This window comes from Methanoculleus marisnigri JR1 (assembly GCF_000015825.1).
GTDB classification, from domain to species: Archaea; Halobacteriota; Methanomicrobia; order Methanomicrobiales; family Methanoculleaceae; genus Methanoculleus; species Methanoculleus marisnigri.
In genome coordinates, this window is record NC_009051.1 from 263,657 (window position 1) to 277,455 (window position 13,799).

At 60.3% G+C, this 13,799-nt stretch carries 14 protein-coding genes and 2 tRNA genes; 11 read left to right on the top strand and 5 right to left on the bottom strand.

The genetic code is table 11. From position 1 onward, the window contains the following. Genes MEMAR_RS01355 through MEMAR_RS01375 form a run of 5 tightly spaced genes read left to right on the top strand, consistent with a single transcriptional unit; the run spans position 1 to position 5,315 of the window. Positions 1-303, top strand: coding sequence for a V-type ATP synthase subunit F (locus MEMAR_RS01355; protein ID WP_011843141.1), 303 nt, complete (start codon positions 1-3; stop codon positions 301-303). Then, the gene (locus tag MEMAR_RS01360) at positions 303-2,057 is read left to right on the top strand and encodes an ATP synthase subunit A (protein ID WP_011843142.1); all 1,755 of its coding nucleotides are present in this window, start codon (positions 303-305) and stop codon (positions 2,055-2,057) included. Before MEMAR_RS01355 ends, MEMAR_RS01360 begins: the two co-directional genes overlap by 1 nt. A 2-nt stretch (positions 2,058-2,059) precedes the next feature. Next, positions 2,060-3,445 carry an ATP synthase subunit B gene (locus MEMAR_RS01365; RefSeq protein ID WP_011843143.1) on the top strand — a complete coding sequence of 462 codons (1,386 nt, stop codon included), beginning with the start codon at positions 2,060-2,062 and terminating at the stop codon, positions 3,443-3,445. Positions 3,446-3,451: 6 nt separating this feature from the next. Beyond that, positions 3,452-4,078, top strand: coding sequence for a V-type ATP synthase subunit D (locus tag MEMAR_RS01370; RefSeq protein ID WP_011843144.1), 627 nt, complete (start codon positions 3,452-3,454; stop codon positions 4,076-4,078). 22 nt (positions 4,079-4,100) lie between these two features. Continuing rightward, entirely contained in the window at positions 4,101-5,315 is a 1,215-nt protein-coding gene (locus tag MEMAR_RS01375; RefSeq protein ID WP_048063709.1) for a phosphoglycerate kinase, read from the top strand. A 597-nt stretch (positions 5,316-5,912) separates the two neighbouring features. On the opposite strand, the gene MEMAR_RS01380 is transcribed toward MEMAR_RS01375, so the two are convergent. The 4 genes from MEMAR_RS01380 to minD form a co-directional block, all read right to left on the bottom strand. Beyond that, positions 5,913-6,770 (bottom strand): damage-control phosphatase ARMT1 family protein, encoded by an 858-nt coding sequence (locus MEMAR_RS01380; protein ID WP_011843146.1) that lies wholly within the window; start codon positions 6,768-6,770, stop codon positions 5,913-5,915. 42 nt (positions 6,771-6,812) lie between these two features. Further along, positions 6,813-6,886 (bottom strand) — tRNA-Pro (locus tag MEMAR_RS01385). Between the two features lie 63 nt (positions 6,887-6,949). Next, entirely contained in the window at positions 6,950-7,147 is a 198-nt protein-coding gene (locus MEMAR_RS01390; RefSeq protein ID WP_245526627.1) for a hypothetical protein, read from the bottom strand. A gap of 5 nt (positions 7,148-7,152) precedes the next feature. After that, positions 7,153-7,938 carry a cell division ATPase MinD gene (gene minD, locus MEMAR_RS01395; protein ID WP_011843148.1) on the bottom strand — a complete coding sequence of 262 codons (786 nt, stop codon included), beginning with the start codon at positions 7,936-7,938 and terminating at the stop codon, positions 7,153-7,155. A gap of 313 nt (positions 7,939-8,251) precedes the next feature. Between minD and MEMAR_RS01400 the strand changes: the two genes are divergently transcribed. Together MEMAR_RS01400 and MEMAR_RS01405 are read left to right on the top strand one after the other, a co-directional pair. Continuing rightward, positions 8,252-8,656 (top strand): roadblock/LC7 domain-containing protein, encoded by a 405-nt coding sequence (locus MEMAR_RS01400; RefSeq protein ID WP_245526628.1) that lies wholly within the window; start codon positions 8,252-8,254, stop codon positions 8,654-8,656. Then, on the top strand, positions 8,656-9,291 hold the full coding sequence (locus tag MEMAR_RS01405; protein ID WP_011843150.1) for a response regulator: 636 nt from the start codon (positions 8,656-8,658) through the stop codon (positions 9,289-9,291). The genes MEMAR_RS01400 and MEMAR_RS01405 overlap by 1 nt, the downstream gene beginning before the upstream one ends. Positions 9,292-9,374: 83 nt before the next feature. Here MEMAR_RS01405 and MEMAR_RS01410 read toward each other — a convergent pair whose 3' ends face one another. Then, positions 9,375-9,806, bottom strand: coding sequence for a phosphate-starvation-inducible PsiE family protein (locus MEMAR_RS01410; protein WP_011843151.1), 432 nt, complete (start codon positions 9,804-9,806; stop codon positions 9,375-9,377). 189 nt (positions 9,807-9,995) lie between these two features. Between MEMAR_RS01410 and MEMAR_RS01415 the strand changes: the two genes are divergently transcribed. The 4 genes from MEMAR_RS01415 to rpoB all read left to right on the top strand — a co-directional run bounded on the left by MEMAR_RS01415 (position 9,996) and on the right by rpoB (position 13,795). Beyond that, a tRNA-Lys gene (locus tag MEMAR_RS01415) sits at positions 9,996-10,069 on the top strand. A gap of 78 nt (positions 10,070-10,147) precedes the next feature. Further along, positions 10,148-10,399: a DNA-directed RNA polymerase subunit H gene (locus MEMAR_RS01420; protein ID WP_011843152.1), complete on the top strand. Its 252-nt coding sequence runs from the start codon at positions 10,148-10,150 to the stop codon at positions 10,397-10,399. Between the two features lie 43 nt (positions 10,400-10,442). Beyond that, complete coding sequence (locus tag MEMAR_RS01425; RefSeq protein ID WP_011843153.1) at positions 10,443-11,984, top strand: DNA-directed RNA polymerase subunit B''; 1,542 nt, start codon at positions 10,443-10,445, stop codon at positions 11,982-11,984. Beyond that, positions 11,981-13,795: a DNA-directed RNA polymerase subunit B gene (gene rpoB, locus MEMAR_RS01430; protein WP_011843154.1), complete on the top strand. Its 1,815-nt coding sequence runs from the start codon at positions 11,981-11,983 to the stop codon at positions 13,793-13,795. The genes MEMAR_RS01425 and rpoB overlap by 4 nt, the downstream gene beginning before the upstream one ends. The last annotated feature ends 4 nt before the right edge of the window (positions 13,796-13,799 follow it).

Consider the following 13,799-nt stretch of genomic DNA (forward strand, 5'->3'; position numbering starts at 1 on the left):
ATGGAGATCGCAGTTGTCGGTACCGGTGAATTCATCCTCGGTTTCAGGCTCGCGGGTGTCAGAAAGACCTACGCGGCCGAGACCGACGAGCGGCTGGTCGAGCATATCAACCAGGTGCTGGATGACAGAGACGTCGGCATCCTCGTGCTGAAGGGCAGCGACATGGAGCGGATTCCCCTGCGGCTTCGCACCACCCTCGAGAACTCCGTCAAGCCGACGGTGATCGCGATCGGTGGAGAAGAGGGCGGCCTGTCGATGAGAGAGAGAATCAAGAGATCGGTGGGTGTTGATCTGTGGAAGTAATGGATAAAGGAAAAGAGAACAGGGCTCAGGGAGTCCTGAAACGAATTTCAGGGCCGGTCGTCACTGCTGTCGGTCTCGACGCACACATGTACGACGTGGTGAAGGTCGGCAATGAAGAACTGATGGGGGAGGTCATCAAGATCCAGGGTGAGAACATCATCATCCAGGTCTACGAAGATACCGCCGGCATCAGACCCGGTGAGTCGGTGGGGAATACCGGTCTCTCGCTCGCAGTCGAACTCGGGCCCGGTCTGCTGACCAGTATCTACGACGGGATCCAGCGGCCGCTCGAGGTGCTCGTGGACAAGATGGGCAACTTCATCGAGCGCGGCGTCTCGGCTCCCGGCCTCTCCCACGAGAAGAAGTGGGAGTTCGTGCCCACGGTGAAGAAGGGCGACGAAGTCAAGGCCGGCGACATCCTCGGCACGGTCCAGGAGACGAACATCGTCCATAAGGTCATGGTTCCGCCCAAAGCGAAGGGCGGCAAGATCAAGAAGATCTCGGGCGGCAGTTTCACGGTCGACGAGACCGTCTGCGTCCTCGAGGACGGCACCGAGATCGCGATGCTCCAGCGCTGGCCGGTTCGTGTGCCCCGCCCCGTGACGCAGAAACTGAACCCAGACATCCCGCTGATCACCGGTCAGCGGATCTTGGACGGTCTCTTCCCCATCGCGAAGGGCGGAACGGCAGCCATCCCCGGCCCGTTCGGCAGCGGCAAGACGGTCACCCAGCAGCAGCTTGCGAAGTGGTCGGACGCCGAGATCGTCGTCTACATCGGCTGCGGCGAGCGCGGCAACGAGATGACCGAGGTTCTGACCGAGTTCCCGGAACTCGAGGACCCGAAGACCGGCAAGCCGCTGATGGAGCGGACGGTGCTGATCGCGAACACCTCGAACATGCCTGTTGCAGCCCGTGAAGCGTCCGTGTATACGGGGATCACGATCGCCGAGTACTTCCGTGACATGGGTTACGACGTCTCGCTGATGGCCGACTCCACCTCGCGGTGGGCCGAAGCCATGCGTGAGATCTCGAGCCGTCTCGAGGAGATGCCCGGTGAGGAAGGCTACCCCGCGTACCTTGCGGCACGCCTCTCGGAGTTCTACGAGCGCGCGGGCCGTGTCATCTCCCTGAACGGAGAGGGCGGTTCCGTCTCCGTCATCGGCGCGGTCTCGCCGCCGGGCGGCGACTTCTCCGAGCCGGTCACCCAGAACACCCTGCGTATCGTCAAGGTCTTCTGGGCACTGGACGCGAAACTCTCGCAGCGCCGGCATTTCCCGGCGATCAACTGGCTGAACTCCTACTCGCTCTACCTCGACGCGCTCAACGAGTGGTACGACAAAGAGGTCTCGCCCGAGTGGAACCCGCTTCGGGCGTGGGCGATGGGCGTCCTCCAGAAAGAGGCCGAACTCCAGGAGATCGTTCAGCTGGTCGGTTCCGACGCCCTGCCCGACGAGGAGCAGGTCACCATCGAGGTGGCCAGGATGATCCGCGAGATCTTCCTGCAGCAGAACGCCTACGATGCGGTGGACACGTTCTGCCCGATGTCCAAGCAGTACGACATGATGAAGGCGATCAAGCACTACGCTGACCTCGCGCGTACCGCCCAGACAGGTGGGGCGACCCCGCAACAGGTCATCGGCATCAGGAGCAAGAACGAGCTTCCGCAGATCAAGTTCATCAGGGACTACGAGCCCGAGCTTGCAAAGATCATGAAAGATATGGAAGCTGAATTTGACGCGATGAGGGCGGTGTGACCATGAAGGAGTACAGAACGGTTGCACAGATTGCAGGTCCCCTGGTCTTCGTCGAGAAGACGGAGCCGGTGGGCTACAGCGAACTCGTCAACATCGTGACCGCCGACGGCACGGTCAAGCGCGGCCAGGTGCTGGATACGAGCGACGAGATCGTGGTCGTCCAGGTCTTCGAGACCACCGCCGGTATCGGCAGGGACTCGGGCATCCGGTTCACCGGCGAGACGATCAAGATGCCGGTGGGCAAGGATATGCTCGGCCGCATCCTCTCCGGCGGCGGCAAGCCGATCGACGGCGGCCCGGATATCGTGCCCGAAAAGAGGCTCGAGATCACCGGTGCGGCCATCAACCCCTACGCCCGCTCCTCGCCTGAAGATTTCATCCAGACGGGTATCTCGACGATCGACGGGACGAACACCCTCGTCCGCGGTCAGAAACTCCCGATCTTCTCGGCATCGGGTCTGCCCCACAACGATGTGGCGCTCCAGATCGCCCGCCAGGCAAAGGTGCCCGGTTCGACCGAAGAGTTCGCCGTGGTCTTCGCGGCGATGGGTATCACCCGGGAAGAGGCCAACTACTTCATGGCCGACTTCGAGAAGACGGGTGCTCTCGAGCGTTCGGTCGTGTTCCTGAACCTTGCCGACGACCCGGCCGTCGAGCGGACGATCACGCCGCGTCTCGCGCTCACGACCGCCGAGTACCTGGCGTTCGACCTCGGCTACCACGTGCTGGTCATCCTGACGGATATGACCAACTACTGCGAGGCGCTCCGTCAGATCGGCGCGGCCCGTGAGGAAGTGCCCGGCCGGCGCGGTTACCCCGGCTACATGTATACCGACCTTGCGAGCATCTACGAGCGTGCGGGTATCATCAAGGGCGTCAAGGGCTCGGTGACCCAGATCCCGATCCTGACGATGCCGGGCGACGATATCACTCACCCGATCCCGGACCTGACCGGCTACATCACCGAAGGCCAGATCGTGGTCAACCGTGAGCTGCACCGGAAGGGTATCTACCCGCCGATCAACGTGCTGCCCTCGCTGTCGCGTCTGATGAACCTCGGTATCGGTGAAGGCCACACCCGCGAAGACCATAAGAAGGTCTCCGACCAGCTCTATGCGGCATACGCGGAGGGTAACGACCTCCGGGGTCTCGTGGCCATCGTCGGCAAGGACGCGCTCTCGGAGCGCGACCGGATGTTCCTTGAGTTCGCCGACCTCTTCGAGGACCGGTTCGTCAGGCAGGGCCTGTATGAAGACCGGTCGATCGAGGAGACGCTCGACCTCGGCTGGGAACTCCTCTCGACGCTGCCCGAAGAGCAGCTCGTCCGTATCGACCGCGAACTGATCCAGAAATACCACCCGAAGTACCGGAAGAAGGCACAGGGGTAAACGTCCATGGCGCTGCGAGATATCAAGCCGACCCGTTCGGAGCTGATCAACGTCAAACGGCGGATCAAGCTCTCGGAGCGCGGCTATAACATCCTCAAGATGAAGCGCGATGGGCTTATCCTGGAGTTCTTCAAGGTGCTGCAACAGGCGAAAGACAGCCGCGGCGCACTGCTGGAGCGCTACGAGCGTGCAATGGAGATGATCGCCCTCGCGGAGACCGTCGAGGGCGCTATCGGGGTGAAGGCCGCCGCCTTTTCGACGGCGGACGTCCCCGCCATCTCCTTAAAAAGCAAGAACATCATGGGCGTCGTCGTCCCGGAGATCCAGGCGTCCTCCGTCCGGAAGGGCGTGCTCGACCGCGGCTACGGGATGCTCGGCACGTCCGCCGTCATCGACGAGACCGCGGAGGCGTTCGAGGATCTGCTCGAGGCCATCATCGAGGCCGCCGAGATCGAGACGACCATGAAGCGGCTGCTCGACGAGATCGAGAGCACCAAGCGGCGCGTGAACGCGCTCGAGTTCAAGGTGATCCCGGAACTCTCCGAGGCCAGAGACTTCATCAAGATGCGGCTCGATGAGATGGAGCGCGAGGAGCTCTTCCGCCTGAAAAAGATTAAGGCACGGAGCACCTGAAGAGAGAGACTGGTGATACCCGGTGGAGATCGGTACGCTCGCAGATACTGGGAAGTTGACGGGAACGGTGATGCTGCGGGTTGATTTCAACTCGCCCATCGATCCTTCCTCAAACCAGATTTTAGACGACAAACGGTTCCGGGAACACCTGCCGACGGTGCAGGCGCTCGAGGACGCGCGGCTTGTCGTCCTGACGCACCAGAGCAGGCCCGGCAAGAAGGATTTCACGACGCTTGAGGCGCATGCGGCAAAACTGGAACGGCTGCTCGGTCGCCCGGTGACGTATGTGGAGGACATCTTCGGGCGGTGCGCCCGGGATGCCATCCGGAGCGCAAAGCGCGGGGACGTCCTGATGCTCGAGAACCTCCGGTTTGCCGCCGAGGAGAACCTGACCCTGAAACCGGAGGAGGCGAAGAAGACCCTCCTCGTCCGGAGGCTGGCGTCGATGGCCGATGTGTACGTCAACGACGCGTTCGGTACGGCGCACCGGTCGCAGCCGTCGATCGTGGGGCTGCCGCTCGTGCTCCCGTCGGTGGCCGGCCTCCTGATGGAGAAGGAGGTCGCGAACCTCTCCCGGGTATTTTCCGGCGCCCCGCGTCCCGTCACGTTCGTGCTCGGCGGGACGAAGGTGGACGACTCGATCGCGGTCGCGCAGAATGTTCTCGAACGGGGAACGGCTGACCGCGTGATCGTCGTCGGCGTGGTGGGAAACGTCTTTCTGCTTGCGGCGGGCCACGAGATCGGGCGGCCGTCGGCCCGGCTGATCGACGATCTCGGCTACCGGGCGGAGATCGATAAGGCGAAAGCTCTCCTGGAGTCCTACGCCGACCGGCTCTCTCTGCCGCACTCGGTTGCCGTCCGCGAAGACGGCGAGCGCGTCGAGTACCCCCTGGACACCGTCCCGGAGGACGCCCAGGTGCTCGACATCGGGAGCGATTCGATCGAGAGCCTTACGGAGACGATCTCGGGCTCGGGAACGGTTGTGGTGAACGGTCCGGCGGGGCTCTTCGAGGAGGAGCCGTTCGCCGTCGGGACCTTCGAGCTTCTGAGGGCGGCCTCTGCCGTGGAGTTCTCGGTGGTGGGCGGCGGGCATTCCGGCGCGGCCATCGAGCGGCTCGGTCTCGAGAGCGAGTTTACGCACATCTCCACCGGCGGAGGGGCGGCGATCGAGTTCCTGACCGGGAAGAAGATGCCCGCCATCGAAGCGCTGGAGATGTCCCGGAAGATCTTCGGCTGAGGGGTATAGCGCTCCTCCCTTTTTCTCTCGATTTCCGCTACTCTTCCGTTGCACGGCACGTGACGGTGTATCACCTCCCCTGTCGGCGGGTCGGGTGAAGTTGCGGATGCTGCGCTGCACGGGGAGCTTTTGCGGTATAATAACGCGAATTAAGCCGTTTGCGATCCGGCTGATGATAAAAGTGAGGTGATGTTGGCCTTATAGAATGAGGTGGGGGGGCCACACCCGAAAGCCTTGCAGCCCGGCGTAATCTCGCTTGTGGTTGCTGAACGCTGGTTCAGGGGCTCCCGTGCCCCCGAACCGAACCCTTGGCATCGTTGGCGGTGTAGTTGGTTATGTAGTTGGTTGTGGTGATTGCTGATGGAATTGAATGATTGGTGAATGCTGGGTGTGGTAGTTCCCCGCACCATTATCTATTCTAACTGATATATATTATTTGCTAATAAATATCTAAACGAATATATATGCCGGAATAATAAACAGAGATGTTATAATTCACCGTTAATCGAAAGACCCGCAAGCGTCTCAGGAAAATTTTGCAGGATGATTTATATACTCGGTCTTCGGGCGGCACCCGGACCCGGCGCCCGCGTCGGATCACTCACAAAGGAGGGCGACCCGGGAACCGACCGGGATGCCGATATCCGCACCGATCGGGCCGCATTTCACCGACATCAGGTAGGCGACGGGGGGGAGGTCGCGGTCATCCGAGAGCGACTCGTAGTTGGCCATCCCCTTCGCGATGACGAGCGTCGCGCGGTCGAGAGCGTCGGCAAGCGCCGGCGGGGCGAGGTCGCGGTTGAGCCCGAGTTCGGCGATTCCGTCCGTGTTGGGGGTGAGCAGGTCGACCCGGCGGTCGAGCCCGAGCGCCACGGCATCCTCCATCGTTGCGTCGTTTAAGATCGGGGCTCCCCGGACGGCGAAGGTGACGTGCGACCCGCTTTTCTTGAGGTAGTCGGCGAAAAGGGAGTCAAAGACGATCTCCCCGCAGTTGTCGGCGAGGTAGACCACCCGGGAGGTGTGCCCCTCGATCGCGGCGGTGTCGTCGACGGTCAGCCCCGCCGCAAACTCCCGGCGGAAGAACCCGACGAAGTTGTCGGTGACGGTATGGGCCTTCGAACCGTAGTCCAGCGTGTTGCCGATGACCGACGCAAGCGCAAGGTCGCGGAACGTCGAAAGATCGCCGCGCACCTCCCGGCAGACCGCCGCCGCGTCCTCGTTGTTGCCCTTCTTCAATGACCGGTAGGGGTCGTCGTCGCCGATCATCCGGTAAGCAAGGCGGTGCACCCGGCTAGCGATGACGGGTGCGGGCACCGGGTCGGCGATGATGCGCCCAAGAAGGTTCCGGCACGCATCGACGATCTCGGAGACGCGCAGGGGATCGTCGATGCAGAGCCGGCTCTCGTACTCGACCCGGCTGATCAGGCAATCCGTGCAGCCTGCAGTCAGCTTCATGCTACGAATAACTCTGTCGGGGACAGAGAAAAAATGGTCTGATGGGGCCACTGCGATTTGAACGCAGGTCAGAAGACCCCCAGTCTCCTAGGATGGCCAGGCTACCCTATGGCCCCTTCCCTATTAGCTATGTTCGAATTGCACATATATCTTCGCTTTGCGGAGTCGGGGTGAAACCTCTATCCGCGGGCGTTCTTATACTCCTCGACGCTTCTTGTCAGTTGTTCCAGTTCGCTGCCGGTGATCTCCATCCTGCCTGACAATGCGTCGACCTCCCTGAGGAGCTGCTGGATGCGCACGTACATCACGTACATGATAAACAGCAGACAGACGATGGTTACCGAGAGCAGGACTATCATGATTGCATTAATATCCATAGTCATCATGGTTCTCTCCTGAATAGTGCGCGGGCGAACCGCTCAACAAATCCTTCCTGCACCTTGTGCGGCTCCTCCAGAACAGGGATGCCCGCCAACGTGGCTGCGATTCTTCTGAACGCTTTAGATGATTCGGATCCTGGTGATCTGACGACGACCGGTGTCTTCGCCGCTGCGGCCCTTCGTACGTTTGCGTCTTCGGGCACCGTATCGATGATCGATACCCCGAGGGTCTTCTCGATCTTTCTCCGGTTCATGTCGGTCTCTTCCAGTATCGCCCGGTTGAGGATGGCCCCCCCGATGGTGCCGCCGACCGTCTCTGTCAGGATCTTGATCTTCAGAGCATCCACGATCGAAGAGATCTCGGGGTTCACGACCAGCAGAACCTCATCTGCCACGGTGAGCGGTATGACTCCGTCCGTGCCGATACCGGCGGGTGCATCGAGAAGAAGGAAATCACAACGGTCGGTGAGATCGCACATCACGTCTCTAAGCCGTTCCGGGTTCGCGTTCTGGAACCCCTGGAGCGAAAGGCCGCTGGGTACTACCTTGAGACCGTACGGCCCCACGTACATTGCATCCTGGATTGACGCCGTCCCTGCCAGAACCTCGTGGAGCGTGATCGGGGTCTCTGCAAGCCCCAATACCAGCCCGAGATTGGCCATCCCGACATCCGTATCGACGATACACGTTTCCCTGCCATGCTGAGCCAGTGCTGTTCCCAGGTTTGCGGTAACGGTCGTCTTCCCGGTTCCGCCTTTTCCGGAGGCGATAGTGTAGGCCCTGATCATCCAAACCCGTCTCAAGGATAGATCGTAGTTTTCAAACATAAACTTATTTATTTGCCCCTCTAGCTTGGAGGAGATAAATGCAATTTTTGAAGGTGGAAATACTTTTTCTCGGAAAAGCCTGAATGGAAAATGTCTGGAGCTTTTCCATGGCCTGATTTCACGATTATATCGCGGGCCTGGTCGAGTTGCGGCAACCGGAGTTCTTCGTTTCAGGGACTGCGATTCCCTATTGGGCGTGGTAAAAGCGAGTTGGCAAAGTGGTTCGATGCAATGCAGATTCGATATTCATATATGATGCGACGCAGATACCTCAATGAGATATCTCGGGGTTAATCTGATGAGCCGTCATCCCTTCATGGAAGAGAGTGCCCAAAGGCACATCGATGAGATCCAGTCCGTTGTCGGTGTTGCTGCATGCGCTCTCGTATCCAGTGAAGGCAGAATTTTGGGTAAACGCTTCCCGGAAGGTGACCTCACATCGTCGCTCTGCGCAGCAATGTGCGCAACGGTCCTCGCATCGGCAGAGGCGGCCTGCGGCAGCGTCAACATGGAGCGCCCGTTCCTGGTCACCGTTACCTCAGCCGACGCTACAATCCTCATCGTGAGCGTCGGGGAGGCCGCCCTGATCACAGCGGTAATTGATAAGTCAGCGGATCTACCCACAGTACAGAGACAGTTATTGGATATAGCAGTCAGGATCGGAGAGGAGGAGGCATGATGTATACGATATTGGTTGTCGACGATAGCCCCATGATCGTCGACGTTTTTGTTACCATGCTGGAGCGTGGCGGCTATCGGCCGATCACCGCTTTCAGTGGCGAGGAGTGTCTTGAGGCCCTGAATGCGACCCCTCCTGACCTGGTACTTCTGGATATCATGATGGAGCCGATGGACGGCTGGGAGACGCTCGAGCGGATCAAGACCGACCCCGCAACGCGGGATATCCCCGTCCTCATGCTGACCGCAAAACCTCTCACGCCCGAAGAGGCGAACGAATACGGTTCCTACATAGAGGACTATATCCTCAAGCCCACCACCCATCACCAGCTCTACGAGGCCATCGAGCACGTGCTGGCGCGCCGGCACTCCATCGCCGCCGACATCGAGCGGGCGCGCGAAGCCGGCGTGGACTCGCACCTCGTCGACGAGTACGAACGTCTCGCAAAAAGCGTCGATATCAACCGCCGCCTCTTAAAGATTTTAGAGACCACTTACAGCATCAAGGATGCCCGGGCGGGCATGGGCGAGGACATCACGAGGGCCATAAAGAGCATGGCGGTGAGCATCAAGATTCAGGAAGAGCGGCTGAATCAGGTTCGCAACCAGTTTGAAGAGCTCTTCGTGGCGCGTTGATCGTCCTCGCTCTCAACATCGAAGTTTTTGCGTCCTGTTCGGGCTCGATCGCTTCGGATCCCTGCTCCCGCCCTTTTCTGTCCTTAGTAGCCATCTGCGCGTTCCCGCTTCCCGATATAGACGATCGCGGTCGTCAGCACGAGGATCGCCGCGAGTGTCATCCCGATATCGATGGGTTCGACGGGTTCGACCCCGAAGGTCAGCACCCGCCGCACCATTGCGGTGATGCCTGCAATCAGGATCGGCGTCACGAGCACTTTGTTGGTTCTGAAATACGCCGTCACCGTCTCCAGGATCTCAACGATGATGAGGGTCAGAAGGAGCGCGTGCAGCACCCCGAGTATGCCCTGCGTCATGTCTTCGGCGTGAATGAGCGCCGCTACCTGGAGAACGACATCATAGAACGAGAAGATCGCGAGCAGGGAGAGCGAGATGGCGATGAGCAGGTATATGCCCAGCGTTACCCATGATATGGCGGATATGGCCTTATCTGCATGGGATTTAGAGGGAATCATGGGGCACCCTGATCCGGGGAATACGTATATAAACAGGATGTTCGAGGAGCATTAAACATTCCGGTAGGTCTGCAGTGGGTTGATAATTGAAAGGTTTATATCGTTAGACTGCGAATGATATGATACGCCTGCAAGTAAGTTATTTATACTATTCTCGCATTGTAATAATGCTGGATGGCAGTACGCGCGGGGTCTATAGCTCAGTTAGGTAGAGCGCCTGGCTTTTAACCAGGTGGTCGGGGGTTCAAATCCCCTTGGGCCCGTTGCCATGGGCGATGTCTATGGATTTTAACAAGGTGATGTATCTGATACGCAACTTTTTCGTCGGTGAGGTGTAGGTGATGGGGACTTCACTTGACGTACTCAATCATGAGATGGTTCCGGACCATCAGATTATGGGCGAAGAAGAGGTCGCCGACCTTCTTGCGACGTACCATATAACTCTAGAGCAATTGCCGAAAATCTACCACGACGATCCTGCAGTGAAGGCTATCGGGGGCGAGGTCGGGAACGTCATCCGGATCGTTCGCGACAGTCGCACCGCGGGCAGAGCCGAAGCCTACAGGCTCGTTGTGAAGAGACCGAAGAAATAAATTCAGAGGCCGGGAGCTGATCCATCTGTTAGATAGAAGTGTTTTGTCGAGAGCATATTTTGCGCGGGAGCACGTAGCGCGCCACCAGTTAGACTCTTATAACAATTTCCTCCTGCACAACCTTCAGAAAGTCGTCGACGAGCAGCGCGTCATCGAGACCGATATCGAGACTCGGGGGAAAGGAAAGGAGGCTGTATGGGTTGAACTGGGCAAGGTCGAGGTGAAAAAACCTCTTGTCCGTGAAGCGGACGGATCGCAGTCCGAACTCTTCCCGAGCGAGGCGCGCCTGAGAAACCTCACCTATGCGGCGCCCATTCAACTCGAGATGACGCTTGTCCAGGGCGAAGAAGCGCAGGACCCGATCGTCACCACTATCGGGCAGTTGCCGGTGATGGTGGGGTCGGCCGCCTGCAACCTCTACAACATGAGCGACCCCGAGCGGATCGAGCACGGCGAAGATCCCCTCGATCCAGGCGGCTACTTCGTCGTCAACGGCACGGAACGGGTGCTGATGACGCTCGAGGATCTCGCCTCGAACAAGATCATGACCGAGTTCACCGAGCGATACAACGAGCGGATCTACGTGGCGAAGGTCTTCTCGCAGTACCGGGGCTACCGCGCGCTCGTGATCGTCGAGAGGAACAGGAAGAACCTGCTCGAGGTCTCGTTCCCTTCGGTCGCCGGGCACCTCCGCTTCATCGACCTGATGCGGGCGCTGGGGCTGCAGGGCGACCACGACATCGTGGAGGCGGTTTCGACCGACGAGGAGATCCTCACCTTCATGATGCAGAACCTTGAAGAGGGCGAGTGCGACACCGTCGACGAAGGCGTCATGTACGTCGGGAAAAAACTCGCACCCAACCAGACCCGGGACTACCAGCGGAAACGTGCGGAGTTCGTTCTGGACAACTACCTCCTCCCGCACTTAAACTACCTGATGCCGGTGGGCCTGAAGGAGGAAGACCCCGGATACCGGACGGCAGTCGAGGGCGTCCGCCTCGCAAAGGCGCACTTCCTCGGCCGCATGGCCGAGGCCTGTTTCGACCTGGTGCTCGATCGGCGCCGGATCGACGACAAGGACCACTACTCGAACAAGCGGCTGAAACTTGCCGGCGACCTGATGGAAGACCTCTTCCGGATCTCACTCAACCGCTTAACGAGGGACGTGAAGTACCAGCTCGAGCGGGCCAGCATGCGCCACCGCGACCTCTCGATCGGGACCGCCGTGCGCGCGGACGTCCTGACCGAGCGGCTGCTGCACCCGCTTGCCACCGGCAACTGGGTGGGCGGGCGCACCGGCGTCTCGCAGCTCCTCGACCGCGTGGATCACATGGCGGTGCTCTCGCACCTTCGCCGTGTAATCTCGCCTCTCTCCCGCTCGCAGCCTCACTTCGAGGCCCGTGACCTGCACCCCACCCAGTGGGGGCGGATCTGTCCGAGCGAGACGCCTGAGGGACCGAACTGTGGACTGGTGAAGAACTTCGCCCAGATGGTCGAGATCAGCAAGGGTGTAATCAACGAAGAGGAAGTGAAGAACATTCTGTACGATATGGGCGTCATCGCCCTCCGGAGAGAGACGGCATGAGACAGTCACGTGTCTTCGTTGACGGAGCCCTTATCGGGCTTGTGGACGACCCGCGGGAACTGGTCGAGCGGATGCGCGAAATGCGCCGGCACGGCGAGATCTCCTCCGAGGTCAACGTATCCTACAAGGACTTCAACAACGACGTCATCATCCATACCGATCGCGGCAGGGCACGCCGGCCGCTGATCGTGGTCAAAGGCGGTGTTCCGCAGGTAACCGACGACGATATCGAGCGTCTCCGAAACGGCGAGACAATCTTCGAGGACGTGGCGCGGAAGGGCGCGATCGAGTTCGTCGACGCCGAAGAGGAGGAAGACCTCTTCATCGCCATCAACGAGGCGGACCTCACCCCCGAGCACACGCATCTCGAGATCGATCCCTCGCTCATCCTGGGTATCGGTGCGGCGCACGTCCCGTTCCCCGAGCACAACGCCAGTCCCCGTGTCACCATGGGTGCCGGGATGGTCAAGCAGGCGCTCGGCTTTGCGGCATCGAACATGAAACTCCGCCCCGACACCCGGGGACACATGCTCCACTACGGCCAGAAGCCGCTCACCTTCACCCAGACATCCGATGTGATCGGCTCCGACGATCGGCCCGCGGGCCAGAACTTCGTCGTCGCCATCATCTCGTATGAAGGGTTCAACATTGAGGATGCGCTGATCATCAACAAGGCCTCCATCGACCGCGGCCTCGGGCGTTCGCACTTCTTCCGCACCTACGACGGCGAAGAGCGGCGATACCCCGGCGGCCAGGTCGACCGGATCGAGATCCCGGACGAAGAGGTCTCCGGCGCGCACGGTGCCGAGTTCTACGCGAACCTGGACATCGACGGCGTCATCAACCCCGAGACGGTCGTCCGCGAGAAAGACGTGCTGATCGGCAAGACCTCCCCGCCCCGGTTCCTCGAAGAGCCTACGAGCGAGTTGATCGCCGTCGAAAAACGGCGCGACACCTCGGTCACGATGCGGAGCAACGAGCACGGTATCGTGGACACCGTCATCATCACCGAGGGCGAGAACTCCTCGCGCCTGGTGAAGGTCAGGACCCGTGACCTCCGGGTGCCGGAGGTCGGCGACAAGTTCGCTTCCCGGCACGGTCAGAAGGGCGTCATCGGGCTGATCCAGCCTTCGGCGGATATGCCGTTCACCGAGTCGGGCATGACGCCCGACCTGATCATCAACCCCCACGCCGTCCCGAGCCGTATGACCATCGGGCACATGCTCGAGATGCTGGGCGGCAAGGTCGGCTCGCTCGAAGGGCACCGGATCAACGCGACCGCGTTCCGCGGCGAACGCGAGACGGCTCTGCGGAGTTCACTCAAAGAACTCGGTTTTTCGCACAACGGCCGCGAAGTCATGTACGACGGTATCACCGGCCGGCAGTTTGCGGCCGACATCTACATCGGCGTCATCTACTACCAGAAACTCTACCACATGGTATCGAGTAAGATGCACGCGCGGTCGCGCGGCCCCGTGCAGGTGCTCACCCGCCAGCCGACCGAAGGACGTGCCCGCGAGGGTGGTCTCCGGTTCGGTGAGATGGAGCGGGACGTGATGATCGGCCACGGCGCGGCCATGGCCTTAAAAGAACGTCTCCTCGATGAGTCGGACAAGGTGACCCAGTGGGTCTGCGCGAAGTGCGGTATGGTGGCGATGGTCGACCGGAAGAGGAAGGTGACGCGGTGCCTTGCCTGCGGCGGTGAGACCGATATCTACCCTGTCGAGATGAGCTACGCATTCAAGCTCCTCCTCGACGAGATGAAGAGCATGGGCATCGCTCCCCGCCTGAGACTCGACGATATGGTGTAAGAAA